General features: G+C 64.6%; 13 protein-coding genes, 1 tRNA gene and 1 pseudogene. 6 read left to right on the forward strand and 9 right to left on the reverse strand.

Annotated elements, in window-relative coordinates:
* Positions 1 to 90 precede the first annotated feature (90 nt).
* Entirely contained in the window at positions 91 to 726 is a 636-nt protein-coding gene (locus tag HV773_RS05290) for a histidine phosphatase family protein (protein WP_377729793.1), read from the forward strand.
* Positions 727 to 767: 41 nt separating this feature from the next.
* Here HV773_RS05290 and HV773_RS05295 read toward each other — a convergent pair whose 3' ends face one another.
* Together HV773_RS05295 and HV773_RS05300 are read right to left on the reverse strand one after the other, a co-directional pair.
* The gene (locus HV773_RS05295) at positions 768 to 1,592 is read right to left on the reverse strand and encodes a Cof-type HAD-IIB family hydrolase (RefSeq protein WP_129563138.1); all 825 of its coding nucleotides are present in this window, start codon (positions 1,590 to 1,592) and stop codon (positions 768 to 770) included.
* Between the two features lie 121 nt (positions 1,593 to 1,713).
* Entirely contained in the window at positions 1,714 to 2,598 is an 885-nt protein-coding gene (locus HV773_RS05300; RefSeq protein WP_129563139.1) for a glucosamine kinase nucleotide-binding domain-containing protein, read from the reverse strand.
* Positions 2,599 to 2,753: 155 nt separating this feature from the next.
* Between HV773_RS05300 and HV773_RS05305 the strand changes: the two genes are divergently transcribed.
* The gene (locus HV773_RS05305; RefSeq protein ID WP_129563140.1) at positions 2,754 to 3,380 is read left to right on the forward strand and encodes a DNA-3-methyladenine glycosylase I; all 627 of its coding nucleotides are present in this window, start codon (positions 2,754 to 2,756) and stop codon (positions 3,378 to 3,380) included.
* A 227-nt stretch (positions 3,381 to 3,607) separates the two neighbouring features.
* A complete protein-coding gene (locus HV773_RS05310; RefSeq protein WP_129563141.1) occupies positions 3,608 to 4,054 on the forward strand; it encodes a hypothetical protein in 447 nt (148 codons plus the stop codon).
* A gap of 110 nt (positions 4,055 to 4,164) precedes the next feature.
* Here the strand turns inward: HV773_RS05310 and rpsU are convergent, their stop codons facing one another.
* The 4 genes from rpsU to HV773_RS05330 form a co-directional block, all read right to left on the reverse strand.
* On the reverse strand, positions 4,165 to 4,377 hold the full coding sequence (gene rpsU, locus HV773_RS05315; protein ID WP_004198205.1) for a 30S ribosomal protein S21: 213 nt from the start codon (positions 4,375 to 4,377) through the stop codon (positions 4,165 to 4,167).
* Between the two features lie 438 nt (positions 4,378 to 4,815).
* Positions 4,816 to 5,757 carry an aldo/keto reductase gene (locus tag HV773_RS05320; protein ID WP_129563142.1) on the reverse strand — a complete coding sequence of 314 codons (942 nt, stop codon included), beginning with the start codon at positions 5,755 to 5,757 and terminating at the stop codon, positions 4,816 to 4,818.
* Between the two features lie 216 nt (positions 5,758 to 5,973).
* Positions 5,974 to 8,139, reverse strand: a complete 2,166-nt coding sequence (locus tag HV773_RS05325; RefSeq protein WP_129563143.1) for a phosphocholine-specific phospholipase C — start codon at positions 8,137 to 8,139, stop codon at positions 5,974 to 5,976.
* A 52-nt stretch (positions 8,140 to 8,191) separates the two neighbouring features.
* The gene (locus HV773_RS05330) at positions 8,192 to 8,629 is read right to left on the reverse strand and encodes a hypothetical protein (protein WP_129563144.1); all 438 of its coding nucleotides are present in this window, start codon (positions 8,627 to 8,629) and stop codon (positions 8,192 to 8,194) included.
* Between the two features lie 61 nt (positions 8,630 to 8,690).
* Here HV773_RS05330 and HV773_RS05335 point away from each other — a divergent pair, with 61 nt between their 5' ends.
* Entirely contained in the window at positions 8,691 to 9,599 is a 909-nt protein-coding gene (locus tag HV773_RS05335) for a LysR family transcriptional regulator (protein ID WP_129563145.1), read from the forward strand.
* 67 nt (positions 9,600 to 9,666) lie between these two features.
* Here the strand turns inward: HV773_RS05335 and HV773_RS05340 are convergent, their stop codons facing one another.
* Positions 9,667 to 9,990, reverse strand: coding sequence for a hypothetical protein (locus HV773_RS05340; RefSeq protein ID WP_129563146.1), 324 nt, complete (start codon positions 9,988 to 9,990; stop codon positions 9,667 to 9,669).
* Positions 9,991 to 10,117: 127 nt separating this feature from the next.
* On the opposite strand from HV773_RS05340, the pseudogene HV773_RS05345 reads away from it, so the two are divergent.
* Positions 10,118 to 10,441: pseudogene (locus HV773_RS05345) on the forward strand (tyrosine-type recombinase/integrase); the annotation flags it as partial.
* Between the two features lie 15 nt (positions 10,442 to 10,456).
* Here the strand turns inward: HV773_RS05345 and HV773_RS05350 are convergent.
* Positions 10,457 to 10,532 (reverse strand) — tRNA-Arg (locus HV773_RS05350).
* A 343-nt stretch (positions 10,533 to 10,875) separates the two neighbouring features.
* Between HV773_RS05350 and HV773_RS05355 the strand changes: the two genes are divergently transcribed.
* Complete coding sequence (locus HV773_RS05355; RefSeq protein ID WP_175194364.1) at positions 10,876 to 11,769, forward strand: c-type cytochrome; 894 nt, start codon at positions 10,876 to 10,878, stop codon at positions 11,767 to 11,769.
* 136 nt (positions 11,770 to 11,905) lie between these two features.
* On the opposite strand, the gene HV773_RS05360 is transcribed toward HV773_RS05355, so the two are convergent.
* Positions 11,906 to 13,996, reverse strand: a complete 2,091-nt coding sequence (locus tag HV773_RS05360; protein ID WP_129563162.1) for a UvrD-helicase domain-containing protein — start codon at positions 13,994 to 13,996, stop codon at positions 11,906 to 11,908.
* Positions 13,997 to 14,063: the final 67 nt, after the last annotated feature.

Here is a 14,063-nt window from a genome sequence, read left to right on the forward strand (position 1 = left end):
ATGAAGCGTTCAGGACATTCGCCGGACCGCCTCGCCGTATCGAAGGCGTGTGCCGCTTTGGCGCCTCGCCGCATCGGACGCAAAGCGGCGATGCTGGCGACGCTGTTCGTGGCGGCCAGCGCCGGCGCGCTCGCGTGTGCGAGCACGGCATTCGCCCAAAGCACGCAGGACATCGAAACACTGGTGTTCGTGCGTCACGGCGAAAAACCCGACGAAGGGCTCGGTCAGCTCAACTGCAAGGGATTGAACCGGGCGCTCGCGCTGCCCGCCGTGATTGCCGCGAAATACGGCAAGCCCGATGCGATCTACGCGCCCGACCCAGGCCAGCAAAAAGACGACCGCGGGCAACACTATTACTATGTGCGCCCGCTCGCGACCGTCGAGCCCACAGCCATCCAGTTCGGACTGCCGATTCAGACGCCGTTTGGCTATGCCCAGACCGACGCGCTAGAGAAAGCGCTGCTCGATCCGGCGTTGCGCGGACGCACGCTGCTGGTCGGGTGGGAACATCGGGAAATCGAGACGCTCGCGCGCAAGATCGTGGCCGAGCATGGCGGGCAGGCGTCGGACGTGCCCAAATGGAAGAGCGCCGATTTCGACAGCATCTACGTGGTGCGCATCGACTGGAGCGGCGCCACGCCGCGCGCACGCTTCAGCCACGATCGTGAAGGTCTCGATGGCCGTTCGGACGACTGTCCGTGCGCGGCGCTTCCCGCGACTCAATAGGCGAGGCGAGTAGCGCCCGGGTTAGCGTGGATTAGGGCGAGTTAGCGCGCCAACTCGTCGTCCAGCGCGAACAGCTTGCGCAAATGATGGGCAACGCCCGCTTCGAAGTTATTGCCGATGCGCGGCACCTGGGGCAGGCGCGCGATCAGGTCGGGATTGGCGTTGTTCATCATGAACGGGTGGCCCGCCGTTTCGAGCAGGTCGATGTCGTTCATGTTGTCGCCAAACGCCACGCACCGCGCGACATCGACATTCAGGCGGTCTAGCACGACGCGCAGCGCGCGCCCCTTGGAGACGCCGGCAACCATCACTTCCAGACAATCGGGCAGGGAGTAGGTGATATAGAGCGTGTCGCCAAACTCGCGCTCGAGGCTGCGCTGAACGTGCGCGAGGTCGGCCGGGTCGCCGATATAAAGCGCCTTGGCAACGCCCGCGCTACCAATCGCACCCAGATCCTCCGTCACCCGATAGGTGAAGCCCGAATCCTGGTGGTAAGCGAGCAGTTCGGGCGCATCGCGGTCGATAAACCACTCCCTGTCGGTGAAGAGGCTCACGATCACGCGGCCATGCACACCCACGGTGTCCGGCGCGACGAGGCGGCGAACCACCGGCTCGGGCAGGTCGCGTGCGTGGATCAGCGCATCGTCCGGGCCATGCACGCGCGCGCCATTCGATGTGATCAGGTACGCGGGAACGCCAAGCAAGCCGCGAATGCTCGCCACGTCGCAATAATGGCGGCCGGTCGCGATGATGAACTGTAGACCGTGCGTGTTGAGCTTATTGAACGTGGCAACCGTGAACGGATCCAGTTGATGGTCGGCGTTGAGCAGCGTTCCGTCGAGATCGGTTGCGATGACCTTGTACATGGCGATTCGGGGGCTGGGGGGAAACCCTGAATGCTAGCACCTGACGGCGGGGGCCGCAGCGGCGGCGACTCGAGCAAGCGCTCCCGGCACCCCGATGCGCGCTTATGCGCCGTTATCCCCCCTACACGCCGCCGAGCCGCTCGCCCTCGCGCCGGGCAAGCATCAAGGCCCCGGAGGCGGAATCGGCGAAGGGGGCGCGCAGGCGCTCGCGCACAACTTGCGGCACCCAATCGCGCAGCGGCTGGCCAAGGCCGCCGGCCAGCGCGGCGGGCAACGCGGCTTCGGGGTCGAGCGCCGAGATCAGGCACGCGACGGCCTCGCCGGCCTCGGCCAGCAACTTCGCCACGAACGGGTGATCGCGGTGCGCGAGCACCACGGGTGCGAGGCTCGCATAAGCGGTCTGATTGGCCGCGCACTGCCAGACGATCAGGCTCTCGCGATCGGCTGCGCCGATATGAGCGAGCAGCGCCCGCGAGAGTGCATCGGGCGTGACGCGGCCATCGAGCGACTGTTGCGCCCACACGATCGCGCGCAGGCCGAACCATGCGCCGCTCGCTTCGTCGCCCGACGGAAAACCGAAGCCGCCCGCGATGCGGCACACGCCATGCGCATCGAGCGCGGCGGCGATGCTGCCCGTGCCGAGCGCCACGACCACGCCCGGCTCGCCACCGTGCGCGCCGAGCAGTGATGTATAGACGTCACTCTCGACCGCGAGCCCTGCAACGGGCGGCGCCGCCGCGAGAAACGCGGCAAGCCAGTCTGGATTGTTCACGCCCGCGAGACCGCAGCCGAGCACGCAGCGCGACCAGTCGAACGCCAGTCCCGCTTGCGTAAAAGCGGCGCGCGCGCCGTCTTCGATCGATTGCCACGCGCGCGCGATGCCGAGTCCAAGCCCGGAAGGTCCTGCGGATGCACGCGTGAGTTCCGCGCCATTGAAGTCGCCCAGCGCGACGCGCGTGCCGGAGCCGCCGCCATCCACGCCGATCAACCAGGAATATTTCTGCATGATGATTGCCGCGCCGCGCGCGAACCGGTGAGTTGATGAGGATCGAGCCGTGAGACTAACGGCTCGGCGCCTTTCGCACAATTGGCCGGACGGCCAGGTGGCGGCGCACAGCCGATCCGCTATCCTTGCTGGGCTACTCGCAAGGAGAATTCACCGTGACACACCGCTGCAACTGGGTATCGGCCGGCGCGTCGCCGCAGTATGTGCAATACCACGATGAAGAGTGGGGCGTACCCTCGCGCGACGACCGGCATCTCTATGAAATGCTCGTGCTCGAAGGCGCGCAGGCGGGACTGTCGTGGTCCACGATCCTCAACAAGCGCGAAGGCTATCGCCGCGCATTCGCCAACTTCGACGTCGATAAAGTCGCGCGCTTCACGCCGAAGCATGTGGAAACGCTCATGCAGGACGCCTCGATCGTGCGCAACCGCGCCAAGATCGAGGCCACCATTCTCAACGCGCGCGCCGTGCAGCAAATTCAGGCGGAGCACGGCTCGCTTGCGGCATTCATCTGGTCGTTCGTCGACAACACCCCCATCCAGAACGACCTGATCTCGTACCGCGACGCGCCTACGTCCACGGAAGTCTCGGACGCACTCAGCAAGGCACTCAAGAAGTATGGCTGCAAGTTCGTCGGCACCACCATCTGCTATGCGTTCATGCAGGCCGTGGGCATGGTCAACGACCATGAACGCGACTGCATGTGCCGCAAAACCTGCGCGGCGCTTGGCGGCGCGAAACCCAAGGCACGGGGCAAGGCCCGCACGGCGGAGGGCGCCTGATACGGCGCTGCGCGAGCGGCGAAACGGCGTAATTTCATCCGGCCTTGGTGCGCGGCCTAACGGTTTTCTTCGCGCGCGCCGTTATAACTGGTAACGGATGCACCTGCGGTTGTTGCGCCGGCAGAAAACGCGACACGGGGAGCGCCTGCTGCGGGGAATGCCCGCCGCAAGGCGTGCGGCAGCGCATCCGCATGACCTCACCGCTGTGCGTCGCGCAGGGGGCTGAAATGAAAAATACGCACTTCCTGACTCATCAGGAGATCTTCGACCACGCCGTGGCGCACCTCCATGGACAAGGGCGCGCAGCGCTCCTGCCTCGCGGCGGCGGTGCCTACCGGGGCGGCTATAGCGGTGGCTCGTGCAACTACGGCGGCTGCCCGGTCGGCAGCTTCATCCGCGCGCGCGACTACATGAGCGCCATGGAAGGCATCCCCGTGCGTTACCTTTCGCGCGCCGAGAACGAGGTGCCGGCCTGGATGGACGTGGGTGTCGCCGCGCTGAAGAAAGCGCTCCTGCGCGCCCACATCAATATTTACGACCCCAATACCGTCGATCTCCTGAGCTGCCTGCAAAACGTCCACGATGTTTTTGGCGTCTGGGAGTGGCACGACCGGTTAGCGTCAATCGCCGCGCAGTTCGGGCTTTCTCCGCAGCGGCTTCAGGACGCTGCCTGAACCCACGGGGCGGAATTGAGCCGATGCAAAAACCGCTGCTAGAAATGCAAACAGCGGCGCAGCTTCTTTCGAAGCATGCGCCGCCGTCTGGCGGAAGCTGAAGCGTGCTCTTAGTGGAGCTTCTTCGGCAGCATCTGGCTGCGCAGACGCTTGTGCAGGCGCTTGACAGCAGCAGCCTTCTTGCGCTTGCGCACGGCCGTCGGCTTTTCGTAAGCTTGACGCTCACGCAGCTCGGCGATCAGGCCGTTCTTTTCGATTGCACGGCGGAAGCGGCGGATGGCCACTTCAAACGGCTCGTTTTCCTTCAGAAGAATCGTCGTCATGTATTTCCTAACTCAATCGCTTAATACGGTTCAAAGGCGCGAATGGCAAAAATCAGGCAAAAGCCAAGTAATGCCACTCACGCACCGGCCCTCCGGTCGTTCGCCACGATGGGGCGCAACGATAGGCAAGGCGGCCACGGAGGCCGGAAAAGAGAAGTAGGGGGTTCACAGCGGAACGCGATCAGGTCGACCTTGCTGCAACACACCTGACCGCCGGTTTGCGGCCGCCAACAGTAACGAACACGGCAACAAAACAGGCAAAGATCTCAATTCACTCTCAATGATATCAGGAAACGATTCGCCCGACCAGGGTTTCTTGATTCTACTCAGACACTTGAGTGGCGGACGCCGTCCGGCGGGCCCGCCACCGACCTTCAGGAGTCCTGGGTAGCGCGCTTTTGCGCCCACCAGGCGGCTCCAAACAGGTTCAACCGAGGCTCAGGCGCTCGCGTCGTTGAGCGCCTGGATGTCCGCCGGGTCGAGTTTCAGACGCACCGCCGCCACGAGGCTGTCGAGTTGCTCGAGCGACGTCGCGCTCGCGATCGGCGCGGTAATGCTGGGCCGCGCGATCAGCCACGCGAGCGCCACGGCCGCCAGCGAACTGCCATGGCGCCCGGCCACGTAATCGAGCGCCGCGAGAATGCGCACGCCACGATGGTCGAGATAACGCTCGACGCGCGAGCCGCGCGTGCTCTTCGCGAGGTCCTCGCGCGAACGGTACTTGCCCGATAGAAAGCCACTCGCAAGGCTGTAATAGGGCACGACCGCGAGTTTCTGCGCGAGCGCCACCGGCTCGATGTCGGCCTCGTAGGCCGAGCGGTCGTACAAGTTGTATTCGGGCTGGACGATCTGGTACGCAGGCAAGCCGGTCTTGTGCGCAAGCGCGAGCGCTTCCTCGATGCGCGCGCCCGTGTAGTTCGACGCGCCCACCACGCGCACCTTGCCGGCCTCGATCAGGCGCTGATACGCGCCGAGCGTCTCTTCAAGCGGCACCTTCTGGTCGTCCTCGTGCGAGAAGTAGACGTCGATATAGTCGGTCCGCAGGCGGCGCAGCGAATCCTCCACCGCGGCCGCGATATTCGCGGCCGAGAGACCGGGACGGCGCGGGTCCTTCGCGACCTTGGTGGCGATCACGACTTTTTCGCGCTTGCCGCTCTGGGCGAACCATTTGCCGATGAGGGTCTCCGATTCGCCGCCCTGGTTGCCAGGTACCCAAGCCGAGTAGACGTCGGCGGTATCGATGAAATTCAGGCCGGCGTCGGTGAACGCGTCGAGAATCGAGAACGAAGTGGCCTCGTCGGCGGTCCAGCCGAACACGTTGCCGCCGAACATGAGCGGTGCGACCTGCAAGGCCGAAGTGCCGATCCTGCGTAGTTCCATGACGTCTCCTTTGCCTTGTTGACCGGCGTGTAGTGCGAGAGCAGAAAGCGTTGAGCATACGCCCGCTCGCGCGATGCCGCAGCGCGGCCGGCCATCGTGACGAATCGCGCGGACACTCGCGCAAAATCTGCACCTCAATAAAAAACCGCGTGGCCGGCATTGCACCGGCCACGCGGCATCCCTCGCGCAATGCACCGCTTGCGCCAATTACGCCAATCAGCCCTTCACCGGACCCGGATCGCTCTGGCTCGGCCGGCCCGTCTCGAGATGGCCCGCGAAGCGGCGCACGACCGTGTCCGACGCGCCGCCCACCGTCGTCGCCGAGATGTTCAGGTCGTACCAGCCGTGGCTCGAACTGAGTTCCCAGTGATCCTGCATGGTCCGGCCGGCCTGCACCGTGTACCGGCGCGAGTGCGCGCTGCTGTACGCGTTGTCGACGGTCACGCTGCACGCGGCCGCGCCGTTGTTGCTCAGTTCGAGATAGACGTGGCGATTGCGCACGTCATAGCCGATGCGCACTTCCGGACTCGCATGATGGCCATCGACCGCGATTTGCACATTGCCCTGGAATTCGCACAGGTAACCGTTCGGGCCGTAGACGGCGAGATGGTATGCACCCTGCGCAATCGACGTGCTCCAGTAATCGGAGAATTGGTCATTTGCGGCGACCGTGTAGCGTCGCGGCGGATTGGCCGGGTTCAGGCGGTCGTAGACGTAGAACGCCGCGCCCGCCGCGCCGGTATTCGCGAAATCGAGCCACAGATTGCCGTCGTGGCCGCTCACCCGGCTGTGAACGAACACTTCGTACGGCAGCGCGCGCGCCGGACGCACGCCGTGCTCCTGCGCCGGCATGGTCTGCTGCGCGGGCACCTGGTACGCCTGACCGGCCGTCTGGATGTGCTTGGGCACCGCGAAGCTCACCGTCGACGTGTCCGGCTTGCCGGAGAAGTCGAACGCGGACGTGAGATCGCCGCAAACCGAACGGCGCCACGCGCTGATGTTGGGCTCCTGCACGCCAAAGCGCGCCTCGAGAAAACGCAGTACCGAGGTGTGATCGAAGGTCTCCGAGCAGACCCAGCCGCCCTTGGACCAGGGCGAAATCACGATCAGCGGCACGCGCGGCCCGAGGCCGATCGGCTGGATGCCGCCGGGGTCAGCGCCCGGAATCAGCGGGCCCATTTCCTGCGGATAGCGGCCGAGATCGAGATATTCGTCGCCGATGTTCGAGAGCAGGCTCGACGACATCATCCCCTGGCCATTCGGCCCGCTTGCGAGCGGCGGCACCGGCGGCACGACGTGGTCGAACAGGCCGTCGTTCTCGTCGTAGTTGAGGATGAACACGGTCTTCGCCCACACGTCCGGATTCGACGTCAGCGCCTCGAGCACCATGTTGATGTAGAACGCGCCGTCGGTCGGCGACGCGGACGGATGCTCGCTGTACTTGTACGGCGAGACAATCCACGACACCTGCGGAAGCTGGTTCGCCTGAACGTCGGCCTTGAAGCCAGCCAGCGAGCGGTCCGTCGCGCCCTTGTCGACGAGCGGGCCGCTCGCGCCTTCCTTCACCTGGAACTTCTTGAAGAACATCAGCGAGTTGTCGGTGTAGTTGTCGGTCGGGTCGCCCGGAATGCCGGTGCCGCCCTGATACACCTTCCAGCTGATGTTCGCGTTCTCGAGACGCTCGGCGTACGTGGTCCACGTGTAGCCGTTCACGTCGTCGCGCTCGCCGATGCCAGGGCCGTTCGGCGGATTGCCGTAGATGTTGCGCGGGTCGATCGTGCCGGTCCACAGGTAGATGCGGTTCGGCGCGGTATCGGCGTGCGCGGAGCAGTGGTACGCGTCGCAGATCGTGAACGCGTCGGCGAGCGCGTAGTGGTACATCACGTCTTCGCGCTTCAGATAACCCATCGTCAGCACGTCCTGCTTCTGGTTCACCCACTGGTCCCATTGGCCGTTGTTCCACGCGAGGTGGCCGGTGCTCCAGCCGTGATTCGTGCCGGGCTGGAATTCAGTGGTCTGCTTCGGATCGAGATAGAACGGCAGCACGTAGGGCGCCGTGGGGCTCAGGCCGCGCGACTGGTAGTGGGAGGTCTGCACCGATGCGGGCGGCTGCTGCCACACCGGCGCACCGCTGGGCAGCAGGTGCGGACGCGGATCGTTGAAGCCGCGCACGCCGCGCAGGCCGCCGAAGTAATGATCGAACGAGCGGTTTTCCTGCATGAAGATCACGACGTGCTCGACGTCCTGAATCGTGCCGGTGCGCGTCGCGGCGGGCATGGCCAGCGCCTTGCGGATCGCGGGCGGAAAGCTCGCATAGGCAGCCATCGCGCCCGCCGACTGGGCAGCAATGCGCAGAAAGTCGCGTCTGTTTTTCGACGACATGGGAGATCCTGTTATTGGGGGAATGGGGAAAAGCGGGGATGCGGTCAGTGAATCAATGCGCGCTGCTCGTGCCGGAACCGGGCGCCCAGTGCATCTCGGGCGCGCCCGGCGGCTTGTCTTCGGCGCCTGGGTTCGCGTTGGCGTCGGCGCCTGCCATCTGCTGGCCAGATTGCGGACTGTTTTGCTCGCTGTTTTGTTGACCGGTTTGCTGACCGGTTTGCTGACTGCGTGCGCTCGGCGAAGCCGACGAGCCATCGCTATCGCTGCCGCCGCACGCGGCCAGCGAGAGAGAAAAAAGAAGCGCCGCCCAAACGGCGCGCGAATCGATTCGACGCATGAGGATCGGTCCGTGGATGACGAATGCGTTCATTAACGCATCGGCGAATGTCCTCGCAGTGACCGGTTCCATCAGGTTTCTTTCGGTGCACCTCAGCTTTTTTGTTCGAAACCGGGTGGGTGCTTGCGCCGGCTCGACGTGCGCGCGCGTCATGCTGCGGACACATCGGCCCGCTACGCTGACGCGCGGGTGAGCCGGAAAAGAGGATGGGATTTTGTTCGATCAGTTGAAGGCGTTCCACGCAACGGTCCGTCAAGGCAGCATCACGCGTGCGGCGCGGCACCTCGGCGTGAGTCAGCCGACCATCGCCGCGCAGATCCGTCAGATCGAGCAGCTATACGGCGTCGAACTGTTCTACCGCAGCGGACGCCGCCTCGCGGTCACCGAAACCGGCATCGCGCTCTTGCCGCTCGTCGAGAAAATGATCGACCTGGAAGCGCAGGCCGACATCATGCTGCGCAACGTCGGCGGCCTGTTCGAAGGTCAATTGCGGCTCGGCGCAACGGGGCCGTACTACATCATGGAAGCGATCGGCCGCTTCTCGAAGGCGCATCCGGCCATTGCGCTCACCTGCCGGATCGGCAATTCGGAAGACATTCTCAACGCGCTTCACGAGTTTCACATCGACCTCGCGGTGTCGTCGCAGCGCAATGACGCCGATGGGCTCGAGCGGCGCGTAATTTCGAGCGATCCGCTCGTGCTCGTCGTGCATCACGGCCATCCGCTTGCGCGCTTCGATGCGATCGACGCCGAGCGCCTGGCCGATGTGCGTCTGCTGATTCGCGAAGCAGGATCGGTCACGCGCCGTTGCACCGAGGAGATTCTTGCGAAGGCCGGGGTCGCGCCAGCTTCGGTCGCGGAGATCGGCAGCCGCGAGGCGATTCGCGAAGCGATCCTGCACGGCGTAGGCGGAAGCATTTTTCCGCGCGGCGAAGCGGAACGGCATCCGGATCTGCGCGTGATTGCGCTGCGCGGCGTGGACACGACCATCGATGAGTACGTTTATTACCTGAAGGCGCGGCGGCAGAGTCCGGCGATTGATGCGTTTCTGGCGTGCCTCGTGCCGGAGGGGAATGGACGGGAACGGGTGGCGGGAATGTTTGAGGCGTCGGTGGGGTGTTGAGGGGGCGATCGCAGAATAGGAGCGGGTGGTGCTCAGCGCCGAGTCCCGCTCCCCACATCTCCAACGATCAAAGGAAAGGACCCGTATAAAGAACGGTTTGCGGCCCTATCCCGCCGTTGTTGCCGTATTTATTCACGACCGTCAGCGTGCCGCCCGCATGCGTATAAATCAGCTTCCCGTACTTTCGGAGGTCCTGATAGCCTGCCTTTTGCGTCTCAAGAGCAATCTTGTGCGCGAGAGCCTGATGATAGGCCCTGCCCGCGAGCGCCTTTTTGCTAAAGGGGCTCGCGTAAGCCTTGGGGTCGGCTCGATATTTATTGTCGATTTTGAGCCATTCTTGCGCCGCCTTGTCACTGTCGATGGCGCTTCTATAAGCCGCCCATTGCTTCATGACCTGGTCGATCTTCGGGCTGCGCAGGAATTCCTCTTTCTCCAGAGCGATATCGATCGCCGCTTCCTGCGCGACGCTCGATGCCCCCGTCGCTTCATCGAATGACACCGCCCCGGTCCTCGCAGTCAGCGTCTTCGTTTATCACGGCAAGCCGGTCTACCAGACCGCCACGGCCGCGTGGACAAAGGCGTCGCAGCGGGCCGGCATTCGCGATTTTCGCTGGCACGATCTGCGGCACACCTGGGCGAGCTGGCATGTGCAACGAGGTACGCCGCTACAGGTGCTCAAGGAGCTCGGCGGATGGGAAACGATGGAGATGGTGCAGCGGTACGCCCACCTGTCGGCTGACCACTTGGCGCATTGGGTGGCACCACTGACAGAACTGCCTGCACCGAAGTTAGCTGCAATCTGGCTGCAATGTCGGACACCGACGAAGAGGGAAAACCGCTGAAAGCCTTACGGCTATTGGCGCGCCCGGCTGGGATCGAACCAGCAACCCCTGCCTTCGGAGGGCAGTACTCTATCCATTGAGCTACGGGCGCATCGAGATGCAGATGCCGCCGGGAGCCCGAGGAAAACGGGGATAGCGACATCGCAATGAGACCGAGAGAATACCCGGTTTCGATGCGGACGTCCACCGCACGCGCCTTGACGGACACGCCCGCCAGCGGCAGGCCACACGCCTCGCCCCCACAATCCGGCACTATTTACCAGAACACCCCCGCTGCGCCGCACCACCTCGGGTAAACGCCCGCTGAAGAGTCCCCGCCTACGGCAACCCGGTGCGAAACCTTGCGTCTATAATCGTCCGTGCTTGATCCATCGCAAGGCTGTTGCCGTCCTGCTGTACCGCTCACCACAATACCAACGGGAGTCGAGACAAGCATGAGCGAAGCACCCCACGGAGCCCCGATCAAAACGCCCGGGCAGTTGATTGCCGCCATCATCGCCGGGTTTGCCGTCCCCATCGTCATCATCATTCTGCTCGCGTACTACGTCGACAACACGACGCGCACCGGCGCAGGCACCGATGAACTCTCCACCGAGCAAGTCGCCGCGCGTATCGCGCCGCTAGCACAGGTGTCGGTGCACGACGCCAATGCGCCGCGCGTCTACAAGACTGGCGAGCAGGTCTATCAGGCCGTCTGCGCCGCGTGTCACGCGAGCGGCGCGGCGGGCGCGCCCAAGTTCGGCAATTCGGGCGACTGGGCGCCGCGCATTTCCCAGGGCTTCGATACGCTCGTAAAAACGGCGCTCGCTGGCAAGGGCGCCATGCCTCCGCGCGGCGGCACGAGCCCCGACGATTACAGCGACTACGAAATCAGCCGGGCCATCGTCTACATGGCGGACCACGGCGGCGCGAACTTCCAGGATCCGCCGCAGCCCGCGCCTGCTGCGGCGGCCGCGAGCACTGCGCCGGCCTCGGGCGCCGATGCAGCCGCCAGCGCGCAAGCTGCGGCTGCGGCAGCGGCCATTGCCGCGATTCCCAAGGAGTCCGCCGCGCCAGCCGCAGGCGGCGCGGGCCAGAGCGCCGACGCCTCGCAGGCGGGCAAGGCGCTTTATCAACAGGTCTGCCAGGCGTGCCACGCTGCTGGCGTGCTCGGCGCGCCGAAGTTCGGCAACAAGGACGACTGGGCGCCGCGCCTGAAAGATCCGATGGACAAGATCTACAACTACGCGTTGCACGGCAAGGGCCAGATGCCACCCAAGGGCGGCTCGAGCGCCACCGACGACCAGGTGAAGGCCGCCGTCGACTACATGGTGAGCGCGGCTAAGTAAGCACATCTTCGCGCGCCGTCGCCGCTACATCGGCTGCGCGAGGTGCAAGCAGCAAGGCGCACAAAGACAAAGGGCTGCATCGCATGCGATGCAGCCCTTGTCACTTGACGGCCCGTAGCGGCAAAAGCCCGCGCGCTCAACCCTTCTGCAGCAACGCCTTCAGGCTGGCGAGCCGGTCCTTCGGCGACATCGGCGCTTCTTCGGCCGTGGGCGGCGGCGCGTCGTCGAGTCCCATCTCGGGGATGAAGCGCGACGCCTCGCACACCACCGTCTCGCGCGCCCGCTTGCGCTTCTTGCACCAGTTCAGATGCAGGCTGCGCTGCGCGCGCGTGATCGCCACGTACATGAGCCGGCGCTCTTCCTCGATGCGCGCGTCGTCGATCACGTCGTCTTCGGAGCCGCCACGGTGCGGCATGATCCCCTCTTCCACGCCCACCAGGAACACGTGCGGGTACTCGAGCCCCTTCGACGCGTGGACGGTCGACAGGCGCACCGCGTCCGGGTCTTCCTCCTTGCCTTCGAGCATCGACATCAGCGCAACGGTCTGAATCAGGCCCATCAGGTTCTTCCCCGTGTCGGCGAGACCGTCGGCGTTGTCATAACCCGTCGCTTCGCTGTCTTCGCCGATTTCTTGCTCGGGCTTCGTGCCCTTGCGCTTGAGCCATTCGAGGAATTCGAGCACGTTCTGCCACTTCGACTGCGCCTGGCGCTCGTCGAACGCGTCGTAGAGATACGCCTCGTAGTGGATCGCGTCCATGAGGTCGTCGAGCACGACCGTCGCCGGGTCCTTCTCCGCGCGCTCGGCGAGGCGCTGCATGAAGTCGCAGAACACGCGCATCGGCTCGACCTGGCGCGCCGAAAGCCGCGCCTCGATGCCGCCCATGTACACGGCCTCGAACAGCGACACCTTCGCTTGCCCCGCGAACGAGCCGAGCGCCTCGAGCGTGGTGTTGCCCACGCCACGGCGCGGCGTGGTGATCGCGCGGATGAACGCGGGATCGTCGTCGTGGTTGGCGATCAGGCGCAGGTACGCACAGATGTCCTTGATTTCGGCTTTGTCGAAGAACGACTGGCCACCCGAGAGCACGTAGGGAATGCGCTCGCGGCGCAGCACCTGTTCGAAGATGCGCGCCTGGAAGTTGCCGCGATAAAGAATCGCGTAGTCGCGAAACTGCGCGCGGCGTTCGAACTTGTGCGCCGAAAGGCGGAACACCACCGATTCGGCTTCGTGCTCTTCGTCGTTGCAGGGCGTGACCGTGATGGTGTCGCCCATGCCGTGCTCGGACCAGAGCTTCTTCTCGAACAGCTTCGGGTTGTTCGCGATGACGTTGTTCGCCGCCGTGAGAATGCGCACCGTCGAGCGGTAGTTCTGCTCGAGCTTGACCACGTGCAGCTTCGGATAGTCCTTGCCGAGCTGTGCGAGATTTTCGATGGTGGCGCCGCGCCAGCCGTAGATGGCCTGGTCGTCGTCGCCCACTGCCGTGAACGCGGCGCGCGGGCCCGCCAGCAGCTTGAGCAACTCGTACTGGCAGGTGTTGGTGTCCTGGTACTCGTCGATCAGCAGATAGCGCAGCTTGTTTTGCCAGCGCTCGCGCACGGGCTCGTTCTTCGCGAAGAGCTCGGTGGGCAGGCGGATCAGGTCGTCGAAATCGACGGCCTGGTAGGCATGCAGTGTCGCCACGTAGTTGCGGTAGACGATGGCGGCCTGGTGCTCGTCCTCGTTCGACGCGGTGGCGAGCGCCTCCTCGGGCATCACGAGGCCGTTCTTCCAGAGCGAGATGATCGACTGGATCTTGCGGATGAACCCTTTATCCGTCGAGCCCACTTGCTCCTGGATCATGGAGAAGCAGTCGTCGGAATCCATGATCGAGAACTGGGGCTTGAGGCCCAGATGCTCGGCTTCCTGGCGCAGGATCTGCACGCCCAGCGAGTGGAAGGTGCAGACCGTGAGCTGGTTGGTCGGCACCTTGCGGCCTTCCTTGCCCGGCGTGGTGAGCGTCTTGCCTTCGAGCAGCTTGCCCACGCGCTCGCGCATTTCGGCGGCGGCTTTATTGGTGAAGGTGACGGCCGCGATATGGCGCGGCTCGAAGCCTTTCGCTTCGATCAGGTGCGCGATCTTCTGCGTGATCACACGCGTCTTGCCGCTGCCCGCGCCGGCGAGCACGAGACAGGGACCGTCGAGATAGCGCACCGCTTCGCTTTGAGCGGGATTCAGGCCTGCGGACATCGTTGCTGGATTGGAAAAACGGGTGGTAAGGCTGGGAGGCGTGCGGCTCTTTCTGACGCTGCGGCTT

The sequence above is a fragment of the Paraburkholderia caffeinitolerans genome, from assembly GCF_902859945.1.
In the GTDB taxonomy this organism is placed as follows: Bacteria; Pseudomonadota; Gammaproteobacteria; order Burkholderiales; family Burkholderiaceae; genus Paraburkholderia; species Paraburkholderia caffeinitolerans.